The following is a 23,505-nucleotide window of genomic DNA, read 5'->3' as shown; positions in this document are numbered from 1 at the left end:
CGGGCAGAAGGCACAGGTCAATGCGCGTGAGATCTTCCGAGGTGTTCTGAGCTGCCGCGGGCAGCATTCATGGGAGCATGTCCCACCGCAGGCGCGCACGGCCGTTGACTTTTCCCCCGAAAGAGCACACACGCACCGACGTACGCGAACGCCCCAGTCAACGAGGCGTGTTGACCACGGACAGCAATGCCCCGGCCAAGATCCTCGATCGCCACCTAATACCCAGTGGCGGCGGCATGTCAAGCAAATGCCTGCCGCCCCCGGTGGCCCGCTGACGCACCGGCAGCTATCTGTGGCTCCCGCCACACGCGCGTGGCAACATGCGCGTTTCGATGATATGAACGCATAGTGCGGGCAGCCGCGGTAACGCCTCCTCAGGGCAGTGAGGAGGCCGCTCCTCGGGGCAGTGAGGAGCCGCCCGCGGCACCCGGCTGCCCGGGGGCGACCGCACCGGCCGCCCGCGCCCACCGGCGCGGGGCGGCGCTTCGGCGTGCCCGCGTCACAGGGGTGACCACGGCAGGACGCCCTGGGCGTACACGTCCCACATCCGGCCGGCGAAGAACTGCCCGAACCTGCGCAGCGCGGTCACCCGGCCGCCCGCCGTCGGCGCCTCGGCGCGGAACGTCGTGAGCTGCCTGGCGAAGTCGGCCGGGCGGACGCGGACGACACCGGAGGCCACCACCTGCGCCGTGTCGTCCTGCCCGGGGCCGAGGTGGCCGCGCAGGACGCGGGTGTGCAGGGTCGTGGTGTCGTGCCAAAGACCGTGCGGGGAGTCCTCGCTGACGTCCTTGAACCCGGTGAGCGTCAGCGGGTGGCCCGCGCGGTCGGTGAAGTGCAGCCGGTAGAGCATCCGCAGGTGCTGCGGGTCGGGGTGCTGCACCAGCAGCCGCAGCGTGCCCTGCCGGACCGGGAGCCGTCCGCCGAGCTCCTGGCAGACCACCTCGCCCGACACGGCGGCCTCGTGCCCGGGGTCGGTGAGGAAGCGGTCCACGCCCCTGACCTCGACGGCCAGCCGCAGATCCAGGTCGGCGACCGCGCCGGGGTCCGCGGCACCGGCCGCGTCGAAGTCCTCCCGGCCGAAGGCGACCGAGCCCGTCATGCGCTCCCTGAACCGCAGGCGGGCCGAGTCGTCCGGCCGCCCCGGATCCGGTCCGGGCTCGACAGGTACGCCCTGTTCCGCGCACCAGCCGCGGGCGTGCCGGACGCCGAGCTCCACGGCCTGCGCGAACCGGTCGCGGCCGAAGTTGACCAGGTAGTGGAGAGGCACCTCGGCTTTGATCAGCCGTACGGTGATCAGCCGCCCGAACTCCCCCCGGCCACCGCCGCGGATCGCCGAGTTGCTCGCCTCGATGCGGCGGAGCCAGTGCCGCAGCCCGCCGTTGGCCACCGTCTCGATGATGTGGAAGTAGCCGGCCACGAAGCCGTCGCGCCAGCGGTGGCGCTCACTGACCGTCCAGATGATCCACAGTTCGTCGCAGCCGCGCCGCACCGCCTCCTCGACGTTGGCGTCCGTCAGGAACACGGGGTCGATCCAGGTGTGCCCGTCGATGACCACCGGCGGGAACCACATGGGCAGCGACACCCCGGCGCACAGACGGTCCTCGTCCATCCGGTCGGGGGTCACCGCCACCAGTTCGTTGGCGGTGAAGTCGTACAGGGTGAAGGTGGCCTCCCGGTCGGTGGCCCGGATCCGCTCCCAGTCCAGGCCCCAGTCGGGGAAGACATGGCGCCGGTACCCGTCCAGGGTGAACAGGGAGCGGGCATATGGGCCCTTGAGCAGCTCGCGCCGGTTGGGGGTGACGCCTTTCAGCGGGCGCAGCCGCCGCCAGTTGTCGGCGATCTCCCGCCCCGACCTGCCCTGGCAGTACATGGCGAGGTTGAACACGCCTCCGCTGGCGCCGTCCACGTGGTCGAAGCGCACCCCGGCCTCGTCGAGGAGCACTTGCAGGACCCCGGCCTGGAACGCGACCTTCAGCCCGCCGCCCGCGAGGAGCAGCGAACGGCGCGGAGGGCCGTCCGGGGGCCGGTCGGCGGGGGGCCGGCCGAGTGGCCGGGGTTCGCCGGTGTCCCGTTGGCGCGGCCGGTGCTCGTTCGTCATGACGGCCCCCGGGGGTGCCTCTCGTGGTCCGCGATGAGCCGGTCCGCCGACCGGTTCGCCAGCGCGGCGATGGTCAGCGACGGGTTGGGGCCCACCGGCCCCGGCATGACCGAGCCGTCGGCGACCGACAGACCGGGGCAGCCGTACACCCGCCCGTGGGAGTCCACCACGCCCTCGCCGCGGTCGCGGCCCATCGGCGCGCCGCCCAGCGGGTGCACGGTGATCAGCCGGTTGAGCCACCACAGCGGGCTGGACGCGTACACCCCGCCCAGGCTGCCGGCGACCTGTCTCATCGTCCGGTTCATCCGGTGGAAGTAGGCCGCGGAGGGGCCCAGGTCCCAGGCCAGGTCCAGGTGGCCCTCGCGCAGGAACAGCCGCCCGTTGGGCACGTCCCTGCCCATGCCGAGCAGCGGCAGGGACGTGGCCGTGAACAGCCCCTTGCCCATGGCCTCCGACACGTGCCTGCCCACCTGGCTGCGCGGGCTGCGGGTGGCCTGCGACCAGACGCGCCGCAGCAGGAACCGGCCGACCTGCCGGGACATGGTCAGCACGTTGTGCTCCACCAGCCAGTTGAGGAACTGCGGGTACCCGGCGTCCTCGATGTAGAAGCCCCGGCCTGTGGCGCCGCCGCCGTCGTGCGCGTCCGGCATGACCATGGCGCTGGTGATGACGGGCCCGAAGCTCGGCTCCAGCAGCCACGGCCACGTCTCCTCCGCCGCGTCGCCGCCCCCGCGGAGCCGTCCGGCGCGCGCCTTGAGCAGCAGCCCGAGGAAGTCCCCGTTCCCGGAGAACCGGGTACCGATCGCCGGGCTGAGCGCCGGGAAGGCGCTGCGGTTGCGCAGCAGCAGATAGGGGGTGCCGAGGGCGCCGGCGGACAGCACCAGCCGCCTGGCCCTGACGGTGCGCCGGAGCGGGGGCTCGGCCGGGTCGGCGTCCCCTGCGGGGCGGTGTTGAAGGTAGGTGACGGTGAATCCGTGGTCGGCCGGTTCGAAGGAGCGGACCTCGCAGAGCGTGCGGATCTCGGCGTCGAGGCGCCGGGCCGCGCTGAGGTAGGTGAGGTCCAGGCTGTTCTTGCTGCCGAAGTTGCAGCCCAGGTCGCACTCGCCGACGAGCCGGCAGGTGTAGCGGGGGGTGCCGTGCAGGTTGTCCTCGCCGCCGTCGATCTGTACTCCGGGCACCGGCGGCCGGCCGGGATTGCCGAACGTGACCGCCAGCGGCGCGGGCGCCCACTCCAGCCCGAGCCGCTCCGCCGCCCGCCGGAGGGCAGCGGTCTTGGGCGTGTCGCGGTAGGGCTCCTCCGTGACGGGGTAGTCCCGCACGCCGAGCATCCGCTCGACCTCGCGGTAATGGGGGTCGAGGTCGCGTCGGGTCACCGGCCAGTTCTCGTAGCTGCCGTCGACCTTCTCGGTCACGAACCATTTCTCGGGCTTGCGGAGCAGGACGTTGGCGTAGATGAGCGAACCGCCGCCGAGCCCGCTGGACACCAGGGCGTCCAGCTTGGAGAAGCTCCACAGGTCGTACAGCCCGTACAGGGCGGAGTCGGGATCCCACAGGTTCTTCGCCGTGTCATGGGGGGAGCGGGGGAAGGAACCCGGTGGATAGTCCTTTCCGCGCTCCAGCAGGCAGACGCGCACTCCGGCCTCGGCGAGGCGGAAGGCCGTCACCGAGCCGCCGAAACCCGAACCGACGACGACCACGTCGAAGGAGTCCACCGCCCTCGCGGCACTCACGGCGCCGCCAGGCGGCGAAGGGCGGATACCGCGCCGTTCCCCGGGGACCGCCCCGCGGCGGGGAGGAGAACGGCTCCGGCCGCGCGGATTCCCGCGGCGCGAATTCCCGGAGAACGGCGGAGAGGACGGCGGCACTCCCCGGGCAAGGCGATGCGCCCGCCCCGCTCGTTCCGGTGGTCGGCGCGCATGATTCCCCTCATCACGAAACCCTCCACAACTGCCCACCCGCCGACACCAGCCCACGGGGTTGTGGTGCCGGGGCGGAGCGGACCGGGTGTCACTTTCCGCCCGCGCGGCTTTGGTGCTCCGTGCCTATCCAGGCCGGCGTACGGGCTGATTTCTCGATCTTTGTGCGGACCGGTTTTTCCGGGTGCTTTCGCGGCCGATGCGCCGGGCCGGTTCCCGGCTCGATGCGCAGGGCCGGTTCCCGGCTCGAAGTCCGAGCCGGATTTCCGGCATGTTCCGGGCCGGTACCCCGACGATGCCTGAACACACCTCCCAGCCGATGGCCGCGCCGGTCTCCTGCCCGCGTCCAGCCCGGTATCCCGGCCCGCGCCCGGGCGAAGCCGGACGGCGCCCGAACGAACCCGCCGGCCGAACATCCGGACCGGTCCGCCGGCCGGCGGGGCCGGCACCCCGGCGGTGGTCCGGGCGGACCTCCCAACCGGTGCCTGCGCCGGCACCCGGCCCCGGCAACGTCCGTACAGACCCTCCAGACCCACGCCCGGCCGGTTGCTTCCCCGACCCCCGCCCGGGGCGGAGACCCCGGCGGGGCCCGAGCGGACCTCCCGGCCGATGCCTGCGCCGGGACCGGTACCGGGGCAATGTCCGTGCACACCTCACCGGACCGATGCCGGTCCGGTTCCCCGGCTCGCACCGATGCCGGCCCGGCTCCCCGGCTCGCGCCGGGGTCAAAGCCGAGCGACGTCCGCGCCGGTCTCCTGGTGGCCCGCGTCCACGCCGGATCCCCGACCGGCCACGCAGCGAGGTCCGGGCGGCGCCCGAACCGGCTCCCGGTCCTGTCGCCGCACCGGCCGCCCGGCCCCGCGCCGCGATGGGCACCCCAGCGACGTCCGGCAGACCTCGGCCGACGTCCTGTGGCCAGGCCGGTTTCCCGGTCGGCGTCCGCGCCGGGTTTCCCGGACGGCTCCGGACCGCTCCCCCGGCCTGTGTTCGAGAACCGGTTCCCCGGGCCGTGCTCGAGCCTTCACGCCCACCTGCTCGCGAAGCGCCACCCGGCACCCCCGGACCCGGCCCCTCACTTCCAGTAGGCGCCGGTCGCGGAAGCCTGTCAAACGCGGAGGAAACCCACTCGGCCCGCGCGGCGGACAGGGCGCGCAAGCACCGTCACGCGGGACCCGGCCCGTCGTCGGAAGCCGCCCCGCTCCCCTCGCCCCGGCGATCAACGAACCGTCGGCCGACCCCCCACGGGCTTCTGGACGCCTCCCCCGAGGCTGCCCTAAGGTGACGGGGGAAAGCGCTTTCTGCAAGCGCTTTCCGCAAGGGCATGCCAGCAACCTCGTGCCTCCACCGTCTTCGCGAGTCGCGCGTCACGTCCCGCCGGGGCCCGGACGAGGAGCCGCCGCGGGGCCGCGCGGAAAGGATGCCTGATGCCGATTCCGATGCCGATGCCGCACAACGAGCCCTCCGACGAGTCCCGCCGGTGGACCAGGAAGGCGTTCCTCCGCGGGATGGCGGCGGCCGGGGTGGCCCCGCTGCTGCCCGGCACGGTGGCGACCGCCCGGGCCGCGTCCTCCACCGGGGCCGGGTTCCCCCTGGTGCGCGGCGGGGCCGCGGTGGACGTGTTCGTCGACGCGGCGGACGACCCCGCCGTCGTCCGGGCGGCCGGGGACCTGGTGGTGGACGTGGAGCGGGTCAGCGGGGTGCGGCCGGCGCTGCGGCACGCCGTCCCGGGCCGGGCCGCACGGCTGGTGCTGGTCGGCACCCTGGGCGCCAGCCCCGTCATCGACCGGCTCGCCGCCGAAGGCCGCCTGGACACCTCGGGCGTGGCCGGCCGCTGGGAGGCGTCGGTGACCCAGGTCGTGGACCGCCCGCTGCCCGGCGTGGACCGCGCCCTGGTGATCGCGGGCAGCGACCGGCGCGGCACCGTCTACGGCGTCTACGACACCTCCGAACGCATCGGCGTGTCGCCCTGGTTCTGGTGGGCCGACGTACCCGTGCGGCGCCAGGACACCGTGACCGTCCCGAGCGGCCCGTTCAAGCGCCGCGAACCGTCCGTGCGCTACCGGGGCATCTTCATCAACGACGAGCAGAACCTCACCACCTGGTCCCACCTCACCCTGGAGCCCGACAAGCACATCGGCCCGGCGACGTACAAGCGCGTCTTCGAGCTGCTGCTGCGTCTGAAGGCCAACTACCTGTGGCCGGCCATGCACCCGTACTCCGACTACTTCAACAAGCACCCGGAGAACGCCGCGCTGGCCGACAGGTACGGGATCGTGGTCGGCTCCAGCCACCCGGAGGCGCTGCTGCGCAACGGCGTGCACGAGTGGGCGCCGTGGGCGGAGGAGCACCGCGGCGCGGACGGCTCCCTCCCGGTGTACGACTACACGGTCAACCCGGAGGTCATCGCCGAGTACTGGAGGGCGCGGGCGCGGCAGAACGCGGGCTACGAGAGCAGTTGGACGCTGGGCATGCGCGGTCTGCACGACAGCGCGCTGGAGACGCGGTACGCCACCACGATCCCGGAGAAGGTGGCGGTGATGAACCGCATCATCTCCGACCAGCGCCGCATCCTCGCCGAGGAGGTCGGCGAGGCCGCGGCGCCGCAGATCTTCATCCCGTACAAGGAGGTCCTGGAGCTGTACAACGCGGGTGTGCGGGTCCCCGACGACGTCACGCTGATCTGGCCGGACGACAACCACGGCAACATGCGCCAACTGCCGGACGAGGCGGAGCGGCGGCGCGCGGGCGGCAACGGCATCTACTACCACCTCTCCTACTGGGGCCGCCCCAGGAGCTATCTGTGGCTGGACACCACGCAGCTCGGCAAGGTGTGGCAGGAGCTGCGCCGGGTGTACGAGCACGGCGCCGACCGGATGTGGATCTTCAATGTCGGCGACATCAAGTCGATCGAGACCGGGCTGTCCTTCTGCCTGGACATGGCCTGGGACGTGGACCGGTGGGGCCCTGCGAGCGTCGAGGAGTTCCTGGTGGAGTGGGCCGGGCGGCAGTTCGGGCGCCGCCACGGCAGGGAGCTCGCCGCCATCCGCACGGAGTACTACCGCCTGGCGGCGGAGCGGCGCCCGGAGTTCGTCGACCGCGGTGTGTTCTCCGTGGTCCAGCACGGTGACGAGGCGGGCGGCCGGATGGCCGCGTACGACAGGCTGCTGGCGCGGACCAGGGCGCTGGGGGCGCGGCTGCCGGCCGCCCACCGGGACGCCTACTACGAGCTGGTCGAGTACCCCGTGCACGGCGCCTATCTGATGAACCTGAAGTACTACTGGGCGGATCGCAACGCGCTGGCCGTGCGCCAGGGCCGCGGAGCGGGCACCAACCGGTTCGCGGACCTGGCCGAAGCCGCCCACGCCGCGGAGCAGGCGCTCACCGAGCGGTACAACACCGAGGTGGCGGGCGGGAAGTGGAACGGGATCGTCAACCCGTACCCGTCGCAGATCCCCAAGGCGCCGGGCCGCCCGAGCGTGGTCCGGGTCCCGCGGCAGGAGACCTCGGGCCTGGGGGTGGCGGCCGAGGGCAACGACACCGGGGCGCAGCGGCCGCTGTCCTTCTCCTCGTACACCCGCGACCAGCGGTTCGTGGACGTGTTCAACACCGGTTTCCTCCCGGTGGACTGGAGCGCGCGGGCGGACGCGCCGTGGGTGCGGCTGAGCGCGGCGGGCGGGCGCGTGACCGAGCAGACCCGGGTGTGGGTGGAGCTGGACTGGGACGCGGTGCCCGAGGGCGCGCACGAGGCGTCGGTGACCTTCACCGGTGCCGGGCGGAGCTTCGCGGTGCCGCTGCGGGTCCGCAACGACGGGCGGCGGGCGCGGGCCCGCGGGTACGCCGAGGCCCACGGCCACGTCTCGATCGACGCGGCGCACTTCGACGGCCGGGTGGCCCGCGGCGGCGCGCACTGGCGGGTCGTGCGGGGGCTCGGCCGGCGGGCGGCGGCCGTGGAGACGGCGCCCTCGACCGCGCCCGCCTTCACCGGCGGCGACCTCGCCGCCCGGGCACCGGAGCTGCGGTACCGGGTGCGCTTCCTCGGGACCGGCGCGTTCCCGGTGACGGTCTTCCGCCTGCCGTCCCTGGACGAGCGCGGACACCGCCGGGTGGCCTTCGCCCTGGACGACGGCCCGGTCACCGTCCTTTCCGGGCAGGCCGTGGCCACCGGCAACCGGGGTGACGCCTGGGCCCGCAACGTGGAGGAGGGCGTCGAGAAGCTGACCGGCACGGTGACCGTCACCGAGCCGGGCGAGCATGTGCTGCGGCTGTTCATGGTGGACGCGGCCATCGCGGTGGACCAGATCGTCATCGACACCGGTGGCCTTCCGGCCGCCTACCTCGCGCCGCCGGAGAGCCACCACCCGCGGTTCAATCCCCGGCCCGTCACCGGGGTGAGCCGTCGGGCGCCGCAGCCGTAGCGGCAGCGGACGGCCGCGCGGACCCGCCGGGGCGGGGCTCGCGCGGCCGTCGGGCCCCGGCGGCGGGCGCGGCGCGCCGGGTGCGGTGCCGTGCCTCCCGCCCGGGCGGGGCGGCGGGGGCACAATGGCCGGATGGCAGGCACGATGGCCGAAAAGTTCCCCTTCGGGCGCACCGACCGCCCCGCCGGGCCGCGCACGCCGCTGCGCGCGTTCCTGGGCACCGAGAGCGGCAGCGCGACCGTCCTGCTGGCCTCCGCGGTCGCCGCCCTGGTGTGGGCGAACGCCGGGCCGGGGGCGTACGAGTCGTTCTGGCACACCCGGGCGTCCGTCACCCTCGGCGGGCACGGCATCGACCTGCCGCTGCGCGAGTGGGTGAACAGCGGGCTGATGAGCCTGTTCTTCTACGTGATCGGCCTGGAGGCGCGCCGCGAGTTCGACATGGGCGAGCTGCGGGAGCGGCACCGGGTGGCGCTGCCGCTGCTGGTGGGGCTGAGCGGGATGCTGGTGCCGGTGGCGGTGTACCTCGCGGTGAACGCGGGCCGCCCGACGGCGCACGGCTGGGGCGTGGCCATGTCCACGGACACCGCGTTCGCGCTGGGGCTGCTCGCGCTGCTGGGCGGGCGGCTGCCGGGGCGGCTGCGCACCTTCCTGCTGACCGCCGTGGTGGTGGACGACCTGGTGGCGCTCACCGTCATCGCGTTCGTGTACAGCGACGACGTTGACCTGCCCGCGCTGCTCGCGGCGGCCGGCCTGTTCGGGGTGCTGCTGCTCGCCCGGGCCGCGGGCAGGCGGCACGGGGCGGTGTTCGCGGTGCTGGGCACGGCTGTGTGGGCGGCGCTGCTGGAGTCGGGCGTGGACCCGGTGGTCATCGGGCTGGCGCTGGGCCTGCTCACCCCCGCCTACCCGGCGCCGCGGGGCGCCCTGGAGCGGGCCAGCGGCCTGTTCCGGCTCTTCCGCGAGCAGCCGACACCGGAGCTGGAGCGCACGGCGCGGCAGGGCATCGCGGCGGCGATCTCGCCGAACGAGCGGTCGCAGCGGTCGTTCCACCCGTGGGTGGGCTTCGCGGTGGTTCCGCTGTTCGCGCTGGCCAACGCGGGCATCGAGCTCGACGGGGACCTGCTGGAGCGGGCGGTCACCTCGCCGGTCACGCTGGGTGTCGTCCTCGGCTATGTGCTGGGCAAGCCGGTGGGCATGGTGGGGGCCTGCGCGCTGGCCGCCCGGCTGAGCCGCGGCGCGCTGCGGCCGCCGGTCGGCTGGGGGTCGGTGCTCGCGGGCGGCACCATCGCGGGGATCGGGTTCACCGTCTCGCTGCTCATCGCCACCCGCGCCTTCGACGGGGAGCGGCTCGAGGAGGCCAAGGCGGGGGTGCTGGCGGCGGTGGTCTGCGCCGCCGCGCTGACCTGGGCGGTCACCGCGGTGGCGGGGGCGCTGCCGCGCCCGGCGCGGGTGCGGCTGCTGCTGGGCACCGCCGAGGGCGTCGTGGACCTGGCGGCGCCGGCCGACCCGGAGCGGGACCACGTGCGCGGCCCGGCGCGGGCACCGGTGACGGTGGTGGAGTACGGCGACTTCGAGTGCCCCTACTGCGGGCGGGCCGAGGGGGCGGTGCGCGCGATGCTCGCGGACTTCGGGCAGGACGTGCGGTACGTGTGGCGGCACCTGCCGCTGAACGACGTGCACCCCCGCGCGCAGCTCGCCGCCGAGGCGGCCGAGGCCGCCGCGGAGCAGGGCGCGTTCTGGCCGATGCACGACCGGCTGCTGGCCGCGCAGGACGCCCTGACGCCGCGGGACCTGCTGCGGCACGCGGAGGAGCTCGGGCTCGACGTGGAGCGGTTCCACCGGTTCCTGAGCGCCCACCGGGGGGCGGCGCGGGTGGCGGAGGACGTGGAGTCGGCGGACCTGAGCGGGGTGGCCGGGACGCCGACGTTCTTCGTCAACGGGCGGCGGCACCACGGCGCGTACGACCTGGCCGCCCTGTCCGCGGCCGTCCGGGCGGCGCAGGAGCGGGCGGCGGTGCGACGGTCCCCGTGACATCGCCGCCGCGATGTCACGGGGACCGCCCGTCGTGCTCGTCGTGCCGGTGGTGCCCGGTGCCTGGCGGGTGCCGGGCGGGGGCTACTTCAGGCCGCTGTCGATCGCGGTCATCAGCTCGCCGTTGGCGGTGTCACCGCTGAGCTCCCAGAAGAACGCGCCGCCGAGGCCCTGGCTCTTCACGTACGACATCTTCCCGGCGATGGTGGCGGGGGTGTCGTAGCTCCACCAGTTGTTGCCGCAGTGGGCGTAGGCGGTGCCGGCGACCGTCCCGGTGGCGGGGCAGGAGTTCTTGAGGATCTTGTAGTCCTCGATGCCCTGCTCGTAGGCGCCGGGCGCGGGGCCGGTGGCGCTGCCGCCGGGCGCGCTCTGGGTGACGCCGGTCCAGCCGCGGCCGTAGAAGCCGATGCCGAGGTTGAGCTTGGCCGCGGGGACGCCCTTGCTCTTGAGCTTCCGGATCGCGGAGTCGGAGTCGAAGCCCTGGGTGGGGATGCCGCTGTAGGAGGTGAGCGGCGAGTGCGGGGCGGTGGGCCCGTCGGCGTCCCAGGCGCCGAAGAAGTCGTAGGTCATGACGTTGTAGAAGTCGAGGTACTGGGCGGCGCCGCCGTAGTCGGCCGCGTCGATCTTGCCGCCGCTGGTGGCGTCGGCGGTGATGGCGGCGGTGACCAGGTTGCCGTTGCCGAACTTGGCGCGCAGCGCCTGCGACAGGTTCCGGAACGCGGCCGGGCCGCTGGTGTCACAGCTCAGGCCGCACGCGTTGGGGTACTCCCAGTCGATGTCGATGCCGTCGAACACGTCGGCCCAGCGCGGGTCCTCGATCAGGTCGTAGCAGGACTGGGCGAACGCCGCCGGGTTCTTGGCGGCCTGGCCGAAGTTGCCGGACCAGGTCCAGCCGCCGAAGGACCACAGCACCTTCAGGTTCGGGTACATCTTCTTCAGCTTGCGGAGCTGGTTGAAGTTGCCGCGCAGCGCGCCGTTGTCCCAGGTGTCGGCGACGCCGTCCACGCTGGTGGCCGCGTCGTAGAACTTGCTGGTGGCGGCCTCGGCGTCACCCATGGCGCACTTGCCGTCAGAGGTGACGTTGCCGAACGCGTAGTTGATGTGGGTGAGCTTGGCGGCGCTGCCGGAGGTGACCATGTTCTTCACGTGGTAGTTGCGGCCGTAGACGCCCCACTCGATGAAGTAGCCGAGCTTGACCTTCCCGCCGCCTCCGCCGTTGTCGCCGCCGGTGGTGGTGACGGTGAGGGCGCCGCTGGACGGGCCGACCTGGTCGGCGGTGTCCCTGGCCCGCACGGAGTAGGAGTAGGTGGTGCCCGCGGTCAGGCCGGTGTCGGTGTGGCTGGTGCCGGTGACGGTGGCGATCCTCGTGGAGCCGCGGTACACGTCGTAGTTCTTGACGCCCTTGTCGTCGGTGGCGGCCTTCCACGACAGGGTGACCGAGGTGTTGGTCAGCCCGCTGTGGGTGGGCGTGCCGGGCGCGGAGGGCGGGGTGTCGCCGGGCTGGGATCCGTCGCAGGGCACCCCGTTGACGCGGCAGTTGGCGGGGGAGCCGGAGCCGGTGCCGTTGAAGCCGAAGCTGATGCTGGCGCCGGGGGCGAGCGGGCCGTTCCAGCTCTTGTTCTTCGCCGTCCAGTGGGTGCCGGAGCCGGACGGGGTGCTGGTGACGTCGGCGTCCCAGGCGGAGGTGACCGCGGTGCCCGACGGGTAGTCCCACTCGACGGTCCAGCTCGACAGGGGCGCGGTGCCGGTGTTCTTCACCGTCCACTTGCCCTCGAAGCCGGTGCCCCAGTCGGCGACCTTGGTGTAGGTGGCGGTGGCCTCCGCGGCGTGGGCGGGGGCGGCGAGGCCGACGATCAGGGCGAGGGGGAGCAGCAGCGCGGTGAGCGCCGCGGCGGCTCTCGTGCGGGGGATGCGGCTGCGTCTGCGTTGCGGGGTTCCGGTACTCAAGGGTGCTCCTGGGAGAGGACGGACGTTCGGGGACCTGTGCGTCCGTGATCCGCCCGACGAGGTCAGGCGGTCGCGTCGTGCGAGGTGAGCGGCGGAGTCACCCGCCGCGTGTCATGCCCATCACACTGCCGAGCAGCGTAGGAAAGGTCTGGACCAATGGTCAAGGTCTGGACCACGGACGGTTTTCCGCGCGTTCACCCGACGGCACCCCGGGCGCCGGGGCACACGACCGCGCGGGGCGACCGCTCGGCCCGCGTCCTCCGCTCCGCCACCCCGTCCCGGCGGCGGCGCCCCCGCGACTAACCACGAGTCGGCGGCAACGGGCCCGCCACCCGGCCCGCCCCCACCCCGTCACGCGCCGGGACGGCCTGCCTCCGGTCGGGGTCGGTCAGCGGCACGCAGCAGACCCGAGGCCCCCGAAGCCCTCCCAGTGGATCCCCGGCCGGCCGCCACCGAGGCGGTGCGCCACCGACGTCGCGTCGGCGCGTCGGCGCGTCGGCGCGGCCGCGCGGACCCGTGGCGGCGGACCCGTGGCGGCGGGCCGCCGGTGCGGCCGATCGGGTACGGCGGCACGCGGCCCATGCCGCGGATCGTACGGGCCGACGCGCCGGGACGACGCGGCCTCATCCCGCCGTCCCGGTCCGCCGTCCCGGCCCGCGGTCCGCCCGCGTCACGCGGTGGGGCGGGCGGGCGGTGGGGACGGCGTTCCGGCTCCTCCCCTCTTCACCGACACCTGTCGGTGGGAGCCGGAACGCCGCCGGGCCCGGGGCGCGTGGCGCGGCCCGGGGGATTCGGGGTGGGCGGGGGCGTCCTGGTCGGCGTGCGCCCGGAGGCGTCCCTTCGGCGCGCCTCGGTCTTCGAGTTCAGTTGTCCGGAAGTTGTCCAGCAACCCGTTGCCAGCGCGTGGACAAACAATCCGTGGCGGTTTGTCATGATTTGCGGTGGAGACAGGGTGCGTAACATGGCCACGCCCGGCGGCGGGGGGCCGCCGGCGCGGGTGAGGGGGTCCTGCGTGGGGCGTCGTGAGAAACCGGTGGATCCGGCCGCGGGACCGGTGCAGCGGTTCGCGTTCGAGTTGCGCAAGCTGCGGCAGGAGGCGGGCGGGCCCACCTACCGGGCGATGGCGCGGGACGCCGGGTACTCGGTGGCGGCCCTGGCCGCCGCGGCCTCGGGCGAGAAGCTGCCGTCGCTCCCGGTCGCGCTGGCGTACGCCGAGGCGTGCGGCGGGGACCGCGGGGAGTGGGAGCGGCGGTGGCGCGCCGCCGCCGACGAGGAGCGGCGGGCGGCGGGGCCGGGCGAGGACGACGAGGACGGCGCGGGCCCGCCCTACCGGGGGCTGGCGCGGTACGAGCCGGGCGACAGCGAGCTGTTCTTCGGCCGGGACGGTCTCGTGGACGACCTGGTGGAACTCGCCCTCGCCCGCCGGTGCGTCGCCGTGCTCGGGCCCTCCGGCAGCGGGAAGTCCTCGCTGCTGCGGGCCGGGCTCATCCCCCGGCTCCGGCAGGCCCGGGAGGGCCTGCCGCGCCCGGCGGCGATCCGGGTCCTCACGCCCGGCGCGCGGCCGTGGTCCACGCACCGCGAGCGGCTGCTCCCGGCCGCGGACGACGGCGACACCTGGGTGGTGGTGGACCAGTTCGAGGAGGTGTTCACCCTCTGCTCCGACCCGGCCGAGCGGGAGGGGTTCGTCGACGCGCTGCTCGCCGCAGAGGCCCCCGGCAGCCGGCTGCGGGTGGTGCTCGGCGTGCGGGCGGACTTCTACGGCCGGTGCCTGCGGCACCGGGGTCTGACCGCGGTGCTGAGCCGGGCGAGCGTGCCGGTCGGGCCGATGGGCGCGGAGGAGTTGCGGCAGGTCGTGGTGAAACCGGCCGCCGCCCGGGGGCTGGTCGTGGAGCGGGCCCTGACGGCGACGCTGGTCGCCGAGGCGGGCGGCGACGTGGGCGGGCTGCCGCTGATGTCCCACGCCCTGCTGGAGACCTGGCGCCGCCGCCGCGGCCGTACGCTGACGATGGAGGGGTACCGTGCCGCGGGCGGGCTGCACGGCGCGATCGCGCAGACGGCCGAGGGGCTGTACGCCCGGCTGACGCCGGAGCAGCGGTTGCTGGTCCGGCGGGTGCTGCTGCGCCTGGTCGCACCGGGCGAGGGCGCGCCCGACACCCGCCGCCCCGCGGGCCGGGCCGAGCTGGAGGCTGCGCTGGGCGACGGGGCCGGGCAGGTGCTCGAGCGGCTGTGCCGGGCCCGCCTGATCACCCTGGACGGACACGGCGTCGAGCTGGCGCACGAGGCGCTGCTGTCGGCCTGGCCCCGGCTTCGCGGCTGGATCGAGGAGGACCGGCGGCGGCTGGTGCTGCGCCACCGGCTGGCGCGGGCCGCGGACGGGTGGCGCGAGGTGGGCCGGGATCCGGGCGCCCTGTACCGGGGGCTGCGCCTGGCGGAAGCGCTGGAGGCGTTCGGCCCGCCCGGCGGCGCGGTGGACCTCGCGCCGGGCGAGCGGGAGTTCCTCCTCGCCAGCCGGGCCGCCGTCGCCCGGGAGCGCCGGCGCCATCGGGCCTCGGTGGCGGCGGTGGCCGCGGTGGTGGTGCTCGCGCTGCTGGCGGGGGTGGTGGCGTGGCAGGAGAACCGGGAGGGCGACCGCCGCCGCGCCGAGGCGGGCGCGCGCCGCATAGCCGTCCTGGCCGCCTCGATGCGGGCCTCGGACCCGGTGCTGGCCATGCGGCTGAGCGTGGCCGCCTGGCGGGTCAGCGACACCGCGGAGACCAGGGCGGCGCTGTTCGACGCGGCCACCCAGGCGCACCAGGACCTGCTGCCGGTGCCCGACGACGTCGGCGCGGGGCAGGTGTTCCTCGGCGCCGAGGGCCGCACCATGACCACGCTGAGCCCGAACGCCGGAGAGTCGTTCAAGGCGGGCGCGCCGCTGCGGCGGTGGGACGTCCCCGCGCGCGAGGCCGCCACGTCCGCGTCGGTGTTCCTGCCGCCGGGCAGCCAGGTGGACGTGTCGCCCGACGGCCGCCTAGTGCTGGCTGGCTCGGAGGACGCCGTCTCGGTGTTCGATGTGTCCTCGGGCGATCCGGTCGGCGCGGACTTACGGCCGGCCGGCGGGAGCGGACCGGTTTCCGCCGCCTTCAACCCCAGCGGCCGGACGGTCACCGTCGCCGGGAACGGGTCGCTGCGACTGTGGGACGTCGAGCGCCGGCGTCCGCTGTTCGAACGCGGGGTGCGGCCGCGGTTCGTGCGGCACGCGGGCGCCGGAGCGGACCGGGGGGACACCCCCACGGGGGCACCGGGGGCCGGGGCGCGCCTGGCGCGGGTGGCGGTGAGCCCCGACGACCGGCTCGCGGCGCTGTGCACGGCCGCCGGCGGCTTCCAGGTGTGGGACGTGCGCGCCGGGCGGCGGGTGGACGCCCCCTGGGTGCGGGCGGCCGCCCCGAGCGCCTGCTCCTCGCCGCGTCCCATGCGGTTCGGCCCGCACGGCCGCCGGTTCGCCGTGCTCACCGGTGACGCCGTGCGGATGTGGGACACCGCCACCGGCGGACAACTGCCGGAGCTGCGCACCGAGGCGCCGCGCGAGCTCGCGTTCAGCGCGGACGGCGGGTACGCGGCGGTGAGCGGTGACACCGGCATCCGGATGTGGCGGATCGACGGCCGGCCGCGCGAGGTGTTCCGGTTCACCCCGCGCCAGGAGCGGGTCGCGCAGTTGCGGATCGACGCGGCGCGCGGCGTGGTCCGCTATCTGGCGTCCTCCGGCGGTGCCGTCCTGGCGGTGCGGACCGTGTCCTTCGCGCGGGGCCCCGCCGCCCCGCGCCGTGAGGAGTACGCGGACGCGGCGCAGTTGAGCCCGGACGGCCGGCTGCTGGCGCGCGCGGTGCGCGCGGGCGACCGGTTCGAGGTCGAGTTGCGGCCCACCCGCGCGGGTGGTCGGCGGCTGCGGCTGCCTGCGGTGTCCTGCGCACCGGCGCGGGTGGGCGAGTGCACCGTGCTGACGGCCTTCAGCGCCGACGGGAGGAGGTTCGCCTACGCGGCGGCTCCGCGCGGCGGCGCCGACGGGCGCGGGCACCGCGTCCGGGTGCGGATCTGGGACACCGTCAGGCCGCGGCAGAAGGCGTACCTGGACGTCACCGGCGACGTGGCGGAGCGGCCCGTCGCGGGCATCGCCCTCGATCCGCGCGGCGTGCGGCTGCTGGCGCACCGGTTCGGGGCGAGCCGCTGGGAGGAGTGGGACATAAGGCGGGGGGTGCGCGTGTCCATCCGCCTCACCTCGCCGCCGAGGCCGGGCCGGGCGCCCTCCTCGCGCGGCCTGTTCCTGCGGCCCGACGGGCGGCTGCTGGCGACGGTGCACGGCCAGGTGGCGGAGCTGCCCTCCGGCCGCGACCTCAGCCGGCCGCTGAGCCCGGAGACCGTGACGGTCCTCGGCTTCTCCCCCGTCGGCGACCGCCTCGCGGCGGGGGACGAGGCCGGCTGGGTGTCCCTGTGGGACGCGGACGCCGGGCAGCGCCTCGGGGTGCTCGCCGGGACGGTGCGGGACGAGGCGTGGCAGGACGCCGATCCCGTCACGGCGCTCGCCTTCTCCCCCGACGGGAGCATGCTCGCCGTGGGTGGCGCCCGGGGCACCCTGCGCCTGTGGGACGTGGCCACCGCCCGCCCCGTGGGCTCGTTCGTGCCCACCTTCGGCGAGGCCATCCGGGACCTGGTCTTCAGCCGGGACGGGCGGACGCTGCTGCTGGCCGGGACGCATGTGGCGCTGCGGCGGTACTCCGTGGACCCGGGGCGGGTCGCGGTCTCCGTGTGCGGGCGCACCGGGGGCGGGCTCACCCGCGAACAGTGGCGGGTGCACCTGCCGGAGGTGCCGTACCGGGAGGTGTGCTGACGGGGGGTTGCGCCCGGTGGGGGTGCGCGGCGGGCGCCGTGCCGCCCGCCGCGCGCCGTCGGGCGTCAGGCGTAGGGGTCGAACGGGATGCCGGCCGGCTTGGCCTTCGCGAGGTGGGCGTTGAAGCTGCCGTCCTTGAGACCGAAGTTCGCGCTGCCGAAGTCCGCCTGGCTGAGCCGGTCGCGCAGGCCCGCGGGGTAGCCGTTCCAGCCGACCAGTGCGGGGTACTGCCAGGTGCGGTAGTGGTTCTCCGGCGGCTCGTCGTTGGCGTTAGCGGCGCGGAAGGCGTGCGTGCTCAGGCCGTCCTTGTGGTAGACGATCTTGGGGTGCGTGCCCTCCCAGCGGATCCGGTCGCGGCTGTGCACGACGAACGCGCCGTGGGCGGAGGTGGCCACGTACTGGGCCTGGTTGTCCTGCACCCACACCACGACGTGCTCCCAGTCGTGCCGGTGCCCGCCGATCGTCGCCTGGTCCTTCTCGAAGTACAGGCCGTACATGACGGCGCACCAGCCGTTGTTGCACTTGTAGCGGGAGTACCCGTTGGTGTTGTCGAGGTCCGAGGCGTCGCGGCACTGGCCGTTCAGGGCTCCGGACGGGTTGAGGCCGGGGTTGAGGGTCCCGTCGGGGCCGATGGCGGGAGTGGAGTAGCAGCCGTCGGTGTCGTAGTCGTAGGCCGGCTGGTACGTGCGCTCGAAGCTGTCGGCGTTGGCGGGCAGTGCCGTGGGAGGAACGGCGAGTGCGCTGCTGGGGAAGGCGATCACCAGGGCGATGGCGCTGCCGAGGATGAGTGGGGCCTTGCGGGCGAGCGACCTTCTGTTCACTGCGTCCTCCTGCTCGTCCGCCCGCGCGGGGCGGGTGGGTCGGCGCCGGTCCGCGGGGTGGCGCCCGGGGCGGCTTGGCATGCGCAGAACAGTTTTTACCCGTTCGCCCGCGCACTGGCCATCGAGCAGGTGACGGCGCGGTGAAAGATCGGCCACGGCGAGGGCGGGCGCGGCGCGAGGAGGAGGGGCGGGCGGCGAACGAACACGGGCGCCCCGCCTGCGAAGGGCCGGGGCGCCCGCCTCTCCGGCGGTCGTCAGCTCTTCTGAAGTGCCGTCCAGAACTCCTCGAAGGACAGCAGGCCGTCCTTGTCGGTGTCCTTCGCCGCGATCACGGCCTCCGCGACCGGGCCCGTGACATACGGATCGCCCATCTCGGCCATCGCGTGCTTGAACTCCTCCGGAGTCACCAGCCCGTCCTGGTTGGCGTCGAACCGCGCGAACGTCGCCTTGGCCGCCTCGATATCCGCCACGACAGTCTCCTCCCTCGCGAACAATGATCACTGTGCCGCCACTTGGGCGCCCGGCGTACCCTAACCGCCGCGGCCGCGTCCCCTGGCGGCACCCGGGGCAATGGTGCCCTGAACGTGATCATCCGGCCGGGGCGGGGTGGTGTGCGTCCGGTCGGCGGGCCGCGCGGGGCGGGGCGCGGCCCGCGTCTCAGCCGCCGGGGCGGGGCTCGAAGCGGGCGCGCCTGGCGACGGCGGTGAAGCCGAGGCCGCGGAAGAGAGCGGCCGAGGCGGGGTTGTCCACGTTCACGTCGAGGAACACCTCGCCGCCGCCGGGGCGCATGCCCTCGAGAGCGGCGGCGGCGAGCGCCCTGGCCAGCCCCCGGCGCCGCCACCGCGGCACCACGCCGACCTGGACGAGGAAGCCCTCCGCGCAGGTCACGAACCCCGCGGCGGCGCCGTCGGCGCCGTGGGCCACGAGCGAGCAGCCGGGCAGGAAGCCCTCGGCGGCCGTCCACCGCCGCCACTCGCGCTCGGAGCGGCCGGGCCCGCCCGGACGGTCGGCGAACGACGCCCGGTACGCGTCGTGGAAACCCGCCCCGCCCGTGTCGGCCCACGTCCGGGTCACCACACCGGCGGGCAGCGGCGCGAGCGGGAGCGGGAGGCGCAGGTCGCGGCGGAGCACGTCCTCGGCGAACACCTGGTGGAAGCCGCGCGCCGCGAACAGCTCGGCGGCCGGGCCGGTCAGCGACTCCGTCTCCAGGCGCGGCCGGCCGGGGCGGCGCCCGGCCTCGCGGAGCAGCCGGTCCAGCAGGTCCGCCCCCAGCCCGCGGCCCCGGCGCTCCGGGGCGACCAGGCCGGAGGCGGCCGGCCCGCCGTCAGCCGTGCGCACACGGCCGGCCGCGAGCAGACCGTCCTCGCCGAGAGCGCCGAGGGCCACCGCGCCGTCCCCGAACCAGCGCCGGCGCAGGAAGTCCGCGGACGCCGTGAGCGGCAGCCCGCCGTCGGCGGCGGCGCACCGACCGGCCAGCGCGGCCACCGCCGCCAGGTCCCGCTCCGTCAGCGTCCGCCACTGCGCACTCATCCGGGCTCCTCGGGCGTCGGCGGCAGAGGGCCGCAGCGTAGCGCGGAGCGGGGCGGTGCCGGTCGCGATTGTCCCGGCGCGGGGCCGCGGGCGCCGGGTCAGCGGTAAGTGCGGCGGCCCCTGGTGCGGCGGTAGCCGAACGGGCCGGGCAGGTCCATGGAGGTGGTGCGGCGGCCGGTGCTCGACCAGGTGCGCCTGGGGCCCCTCCCCTTGCCCACCGTGATGGACCACGATCTGCCGTTCAGGTTCAGGCGCACGCCGGGGAGGATGCGCAGCGACTTGCGGAAGGTGACGGGCACGTCTGGACCTCCTGTGCGGTCGGATCCCTGGACTGCGTGGGTGTCACGAGCAGCCTCCTTCCCGCTGCACGGCGTTTCACCGCGGGGGGGACCGCGCCCGATCCGGGCGCCGCGGCGGCGCTCCCCCGTACGGGAGCGCCGCCGCCGCTCCCCCTCACGCGTAGTCGGGCGTCATGGCCGCGGCCAGCCTCAGGTGGGGTGCGGCCTGGTCCGCCAGGCCCTGGCGCTGGAGGGTGCGGCCGAGCAGGAGACGGGCGTAGGAGTCGTCCGGCCGGTCGGCGACCAGCCGCTCCAGGGTCCGGCGGGCGCGTGCGAGCTGGGCGGAGTGGAAGTAGGCGCGGGCCGCCAGCAGCAGGACGCCGGGGTCGCCGCCGTGCGCGTCGAGCAGGGGCTCGAGCAGGGTGAGAGCGCCCAGCGCGTCGCGCTGCTCCAGCAGCGACTCGGCGTCCCGCAGGCGCCTGACCTCCTCGGGCAGCGGGCGCGCGGGGCCGCCACCGGCGAGGAACTCCGCCATGGTCTCGGGCGGTTGGGCACCGGCGAGGGCGCGATTGCCGACCACGAGCGTCGGTGAGGTGGCGATGCCGCGGGCCCTGCCGGTCAGCAGCAGCTCCCGCACCTCGCGCTCGCCCGCCCCGGTGGCCAGCAGGGCGCCGCCCTCGGCGAAGCCGGACCTGGCCGCTATGCCGTCCAGGGCGCGGCGGGAGCTGATGTCGGCGCCCTCGACGAAGTGCGCCCGCATCACCTCCTCGGCCACCCGGTTCTGCAACGGGGCGCCGCCGTGCTCCAGCGCCAGGACCAGCAGGCGGTGCGCGTCGTGGCTGCTGGCCCGCCACACCGCGCCCCAGCGGGGCCCGATCCCCTCCTCGGCGGCGATCCGGGAGACCCGCACCCGGTTCTCCTCGGGCGACAGGCCGGGGGCGCACCGGCGCAGGGCCTCGTCCGCCACCGGGTCCCGCAGCGCCTCCTCCAGCGGGACGGCCTGGGCGGGCGCGCCCGGGTCGATCCTCAGCGGCCGCCAGACCACCTCCACCGCGGTGGGAGCCGCCCCCGGGCGCCGCAGGGCCGCCTCGAGACGCCGTTTGCCGATGTAGGCCCAGGCGCAGACCACGTCTGCCCATATTTCGATGCGCATGTCCGGAACACTAATCGACAACTGTCGCTCAGTAAAGCGACATCTGTCGGCTAGTGTTGGACGGCATGAACGTGCACGATCCCCGTGCGGTGCGCAGCAGGGCCCGGCTGCGCACCGCGATCCTCGAACTGGTCACGGACAAGGAGCCCGGCGCGATCACCATGGCCGAGGTCGCGCGGCTCGCCGGGGTGAACCGGGCCACGGTCTACAAGCACTTCCCGGACGTGGACGCGCTGGTGACCGACGCGATGGAGGACGCCGTGGCCCAGGTGGCCCGGGCGGCGGCCGCGTGCCCGAGGGACGCGGACCGCGACGCGCCCCCTCCCCCGCTGACCGGGCTGTTCCGGCACGTCGCCGACAGCGCCGCCCTGTACCGGCGGATGCTGGGCGCCCAGGGCAGCGCGCTGTTCGGGGCGCGGATGCGGGAGCTCCTGACGGCCGAGCTCACCGCGGCGTTCCGCGACGGCAGGCGCCCGCCGGGGCCCGCCGGGGTGCCGGCGGACGTACACGCCGCGTATCTGGCCGGGGCCCTGGTCGGCGTCCTCGCCCACTGGGTCGCCGACGACTCGCCCGTGCCCGCCGAGGAGGCGGCCGCCGCGTTCTGGCGCCTCTTCCGCGGCTGACCCGTCCCCGGGACGGCGCACGGCCCGCTCACCGGTGCGGCGAGCGGGCCACGGGTGGGGGGAAGGGCGCGGTCAGGAGGGCACGGAGCAGGCCGCGCCGTTCAGGGTGAACGCCGCGGGGCGGGGGTTGCCGCCGGTCGAGGTGCCGGTGAAGCCGATGCTCACCGAGCCGTTCGCCGGGATGGCGGCGGTGTAGTCGGCGGAGGTCACGGTCACGTCCGCGCCGCTCTGCCGGACGGTGCCGCCCCACAGGTTGGTGACGGTCTGCCCGCCGGTGAAGCTCCAGCCCAGCGTCCAGCCCCGCACCGCCGAGGTGCCGGTGTTGCGGATGGTGACGTCCGCCTGGAAGCCGCCCGGCCACTGGCCGGTGATCCGGTAGTCCACGGCGCAGGAGGCGGCGGGGCCGCCGCCGGTCGTGGTGGTCACCGAGACGGCGGCCGAGCGCGGGGAGCGGTTGCCGGCCGCGTCGCGGGCGTAGACGGCGAAGGAGTAGGTGGTGCCCGCGCTCAGCCCGGTCACCGTGACGGAGGTGCCCGAGGTGGTGGCGGCCGCGGTCTCCGTGGAGCCGTTGACCCGGACCACGTCGTAGCCGGTCACCCCGACGTTGTCGGTGGCGGCGGCCCAGGACAGCGTGGCGCTGGTGGAGGTCACGCCGGAGGCCGCGGGGGTGCCGGGCGCGGTGGGCGCCGCGATGTCGGGGCCACCGCCGCCGCCGTAGACGGTGGCCTCCTTGGAGGTGGCCTTGATGCCGTTGGTCCCGTTGAAGATGCGCTGGCCCCAGGAGGTCAGCGCCGAGGCGTTGAAGCCGGTCGCCATGTCCAGGTACTCCACGCCCCCGCCGTTGCCGCTCCAGGACCAGCCGAGGTAGCCGATGCCGAGCGACTGGGCGGTGGCGAGGATGGCGTTCTCGTCGGGGTCGCCGTCGGAGTGGTTGTGGCCGAACTCGCCGACCACCAGCGGCAGCTTGGCGGCCACGAAGCGGTTCAGGTAGTCACTGATCTCGGCGGCCGTGTCGAACACGCCGTACATGTGGATGGAGAACACCGTGTTGCGCGCGGGGTCGGACGCGAACACCGACGCGGCGTTGTCCCGCATGGTGAACGACCAGTCCTGGCCCCAGTTGGGCGCGTCCACCATCAGGGTGTGCTGGAAGCCCGCGTTGCGGAGCTTGGCGATGGCGGCCTTGGTGTCGGCGGTCCAGCCGGAGGCGTTGGTGTTGCCGTAGGGCTCGTTCCCGATGTTGACGACGACGTGGTTCTCCTGGCCGTCCAGGGCGCTCTTGACACTGATCCAGTAGTCGGCCGCGCGGGAGAGGGTGACGGCGCCGCTCTGCTCGCCGTAACCGGTGGTGTCGTGCACCTCCAGCACGCAGATCAGCCGGTTCGCCTTGCACTGGGAGACGACGTTGGCCACGTCGGCGGTGTCGTTCCTGGTCCACCGGTCCCCGGAGCTGAGGACCACCCGGACGGTGTTGGCGCCGAGGGCCTTGATGTCCCGCAGCGACGTGGCGGTCCGGTCGGTGTACCAGGTGTGGGCGTGGTTGACGCCGCGCATGACGAAGTCGTTGCCGTTGCCCTCGAGCAGCCGGCCGTTGCCGACGTGCAGGCCCGTGGCGGCGTGCGCGGGCTGTGAGACCGCGAGCATCGACAGCAGGACGCCCAGGAGCGCCGCGGCGACGGCGGCCGTTCGGGATCTACAGGTGTGCCGTGCTCTCATGACCGACTCCCGGTGGAGTGCCGGCCCGGTGGGTCCGGGCGGAGGGGCGGGGGTGCGCCATGCAGGGCGGTGCGTGGCGGCGGCCGGGGCGCCCGTCCGCGAGTGGCGCAGGGAACGCG

At 74.9% G+C, this 23,505-nt stretch carries 13 protein-coding genes; 4 read left to right on the top strand and 9 right to left on the bottom strand.

Features of this window, described 5'->3' with window-relative positions; genetic code table 11:
- Positions 1 to 499: 499 nt before the first annotated feature.
- The gene (locus ACYVO2_RS32345) at positions 500 to 2,098 is read right to left on the bottom strand and encodes a patatin-like phospholipase family protein (protein ID WP_461011643.1); all 1,599 of its coding nucleotides are present in this window, start codon (positions 2,096 to 2,098) and stop codon (positions 500 to 502) included.
- The gene (locus tag ACYVO2_RS32340; protein ID WP_461011642.1) at positions 2,095 to 3,828 is read right to left on the bottom strand and encodes a GMC oxidoreductase; all 1,734 of its coding nucleotides are present in this window, start codon (positions 3,826 to 3,828) and stop codon (positions 2,095 to 2,097) included. The genes ACYVO2_RS32345 and ACYVO2_RS32340 overlap by 4 nt, the downstream gene beginning before the upstream one ends.
- Before the next feature lie 1,691 nt (positions 3,829 to 5,519).
- Between ACYVO2_RS32340 and ACYVO2_RS32335 the strand changes: the two genes are divergently transcribed.
- Both ACYVO2_RS32335 and nhaA read left to right on the top strand, forming a co-directional pair.
- Positions 5,520 to 8,429 carry a glycosyl hydrolase 115 family protein gene (locus ACYVO2_RS32335; RefSeq protein ID WP_461011646.1) on the top strand — a complete coding sequence of 970 codons (2,910 nt, stop codon included), beginning with the start codon at positions 5,520 to 5,522 and terminating at the stop codon, positions 8,427 to 8,429.
- Between the two features lie 132 nt (positions 8,430 to 8,561).
- Positions 8,562 to 10,457 (top strand): Na+/H+ antiporter NhaA, encoded by a 1,896-nt coding sequence (gene nhaA / locus ACYVO2_RS32330; RefSeq protein WP_461011641.1) that lies wholly within the window; start codon positions 8,562 to 8,564, stop codon positions 10,455 to 10,457.
- Between the two features lie 84 nt (positions 10,458 to 10,541).
- On the opposite strand, the gene ACYVO2_RS32325 is transcribed toward nhaA, so the two are convergent.
- Positions 10,542 to 12,404, bottom strand: coding sequence for a glycosyl hydrolase family 18 protein (locus tag ACYVO2_RS32325; protein WP_461011640.1), 1,863 nt, complete (start codon positions 12,402 to 12,404; stop codon positions 10,542 to 10,544).
- A 1,012-nt stretch (positions 12,405 to 13,416) separates the two neighbouring features.
- Between ACYVO2_RS32325 and ACYVO2_RS32320 the strand changes: the two genes are divergently transcribed.
- Positions 13,417 to 17,265: an nSTAND1 domain-containing NTPase gene (locus ACYVO2_RS32320; protein WP_461011639.1), complete on the top strand. Its 3,849-nt coding sequence runs from the start codon at positions 13,417 to 13,419 to the stop codon at positions 17,263 to 17,265.
- Between the two features lie 65 nt (positions 17,266 to 17,330).
- Here the strand turns inward: ACYVO2_RS32320 and ACYVO2_RS32315 are convergent, their stop codons facing one another.
- From ACYVO2_RS32315 to ACYVO2_RS32295, 5 genes are all read right to left on the bottom strand, one after another.
- Positions 17,331 to 18,086 (bottom strand): NPP1 family protein, encoded by a 756-nt coding sequence (locus tag ACYVO2_RS32315; RefSeq protein WP_461011638.1) that lies wholly within the window; start codon positions 18,084 to 18,086, stop codon positions 17,331 to 17,333.
- A 254-nt stretch (positions 18,087 to 18,340) separates the two neighbouring features.
- Positions 18,341 to 18,556, bottom strand: a complete 216-nt coding sequence (locus ACYVO2_RS32310; protein WP_461011637.1) for an EF-hand domain-containing protein — start codon at positions 18,554 to 18,556, stop codon at positions 18,341 to 18,343.
- 187 nt (positions 18,557 to 18,743) lie between these two features.
- Positions 18,744 to 19,616: a GNAT family N-acetyltransferase gene (locus ACYVO2_RS32305; protein ID WP_461011636.1), complete on the bottom strand. Its 873-nt coding sequence runs from the start codon at positions 19,614 to 19,616 to the stop codon at positions 18,744 to 18,746.
- Positions 19,617 to 19,714: 98 nt separating this feature from the next.
- Positions 19,715 to 19,915 carry a DUF4236 domain-containing protein gene (locus ACYVO2_RS32300; protein WP_461011635.1) on the bottom strand — a complete coding sequence of 67 codons (201 nt, stop codon included), beginning with the start codon at positions 19,913 to 19,915 and terminating at the stop codon, positions 19,715 to 19,717.
- A 154-nt stretch (positions 19,916 to 20,069) separates the two neighbouring features.
- The gene (locus ACYVO2_RS32295; protein WP_461011634.1) at positions 20,070 to 21,047 is read right to left on the bottom strand and encodes a DsbA family oxidoreductase; all 978 of its coding nucleotides are present in this window, start codon (positions 21,045 to 21,047) and stop codon (positions 20,070 to 20,072) included.
- Positions 21,048 to 21,112: 65 nt separating this feature from the next.
- On the opposite strand from ACYVO2_RS32295, the gene ACYVO2_RS32290 reads away from it, so the two are divergent.
- Entirely contained in the window at positions 21,113 to 21,670 is a 558-nt protein-coding gene (locus ACYVO2_RS32290) for a TetR/AcrR family transcriptional regulator (RefSeq protein ID WP_461011633.1), read from the top strand.
- Between the two features lie 72 nt (positions 21,671 to 21,742).
- Here ACYVO2_RS32290 and ACYVO2_RS32285 read toward each other — a convergent pair whose 3' ends face one another.
- Positions 21,743 to 23,386, bottom strand: coding sequence for a cellulase family glycosylhydrolase (locus tag ACYVO2_RS32285; protein WP_461011632.1), 1,644 nt, complete (start codon positions 23,384 to 23,386; stop codon positions 21,743 to 21,745).
- Positions 23,387 to 23,505 lie beyond the last annotated feature (119 nt).

This window comes from Streptomyces capparidis, from assembly GCF_054782095.1.
The sequence above is the reverse complement of the archived record's forward strand: the minus strand, read 5'-3'. Positions and strand labels throughout refer to the sequence as shown.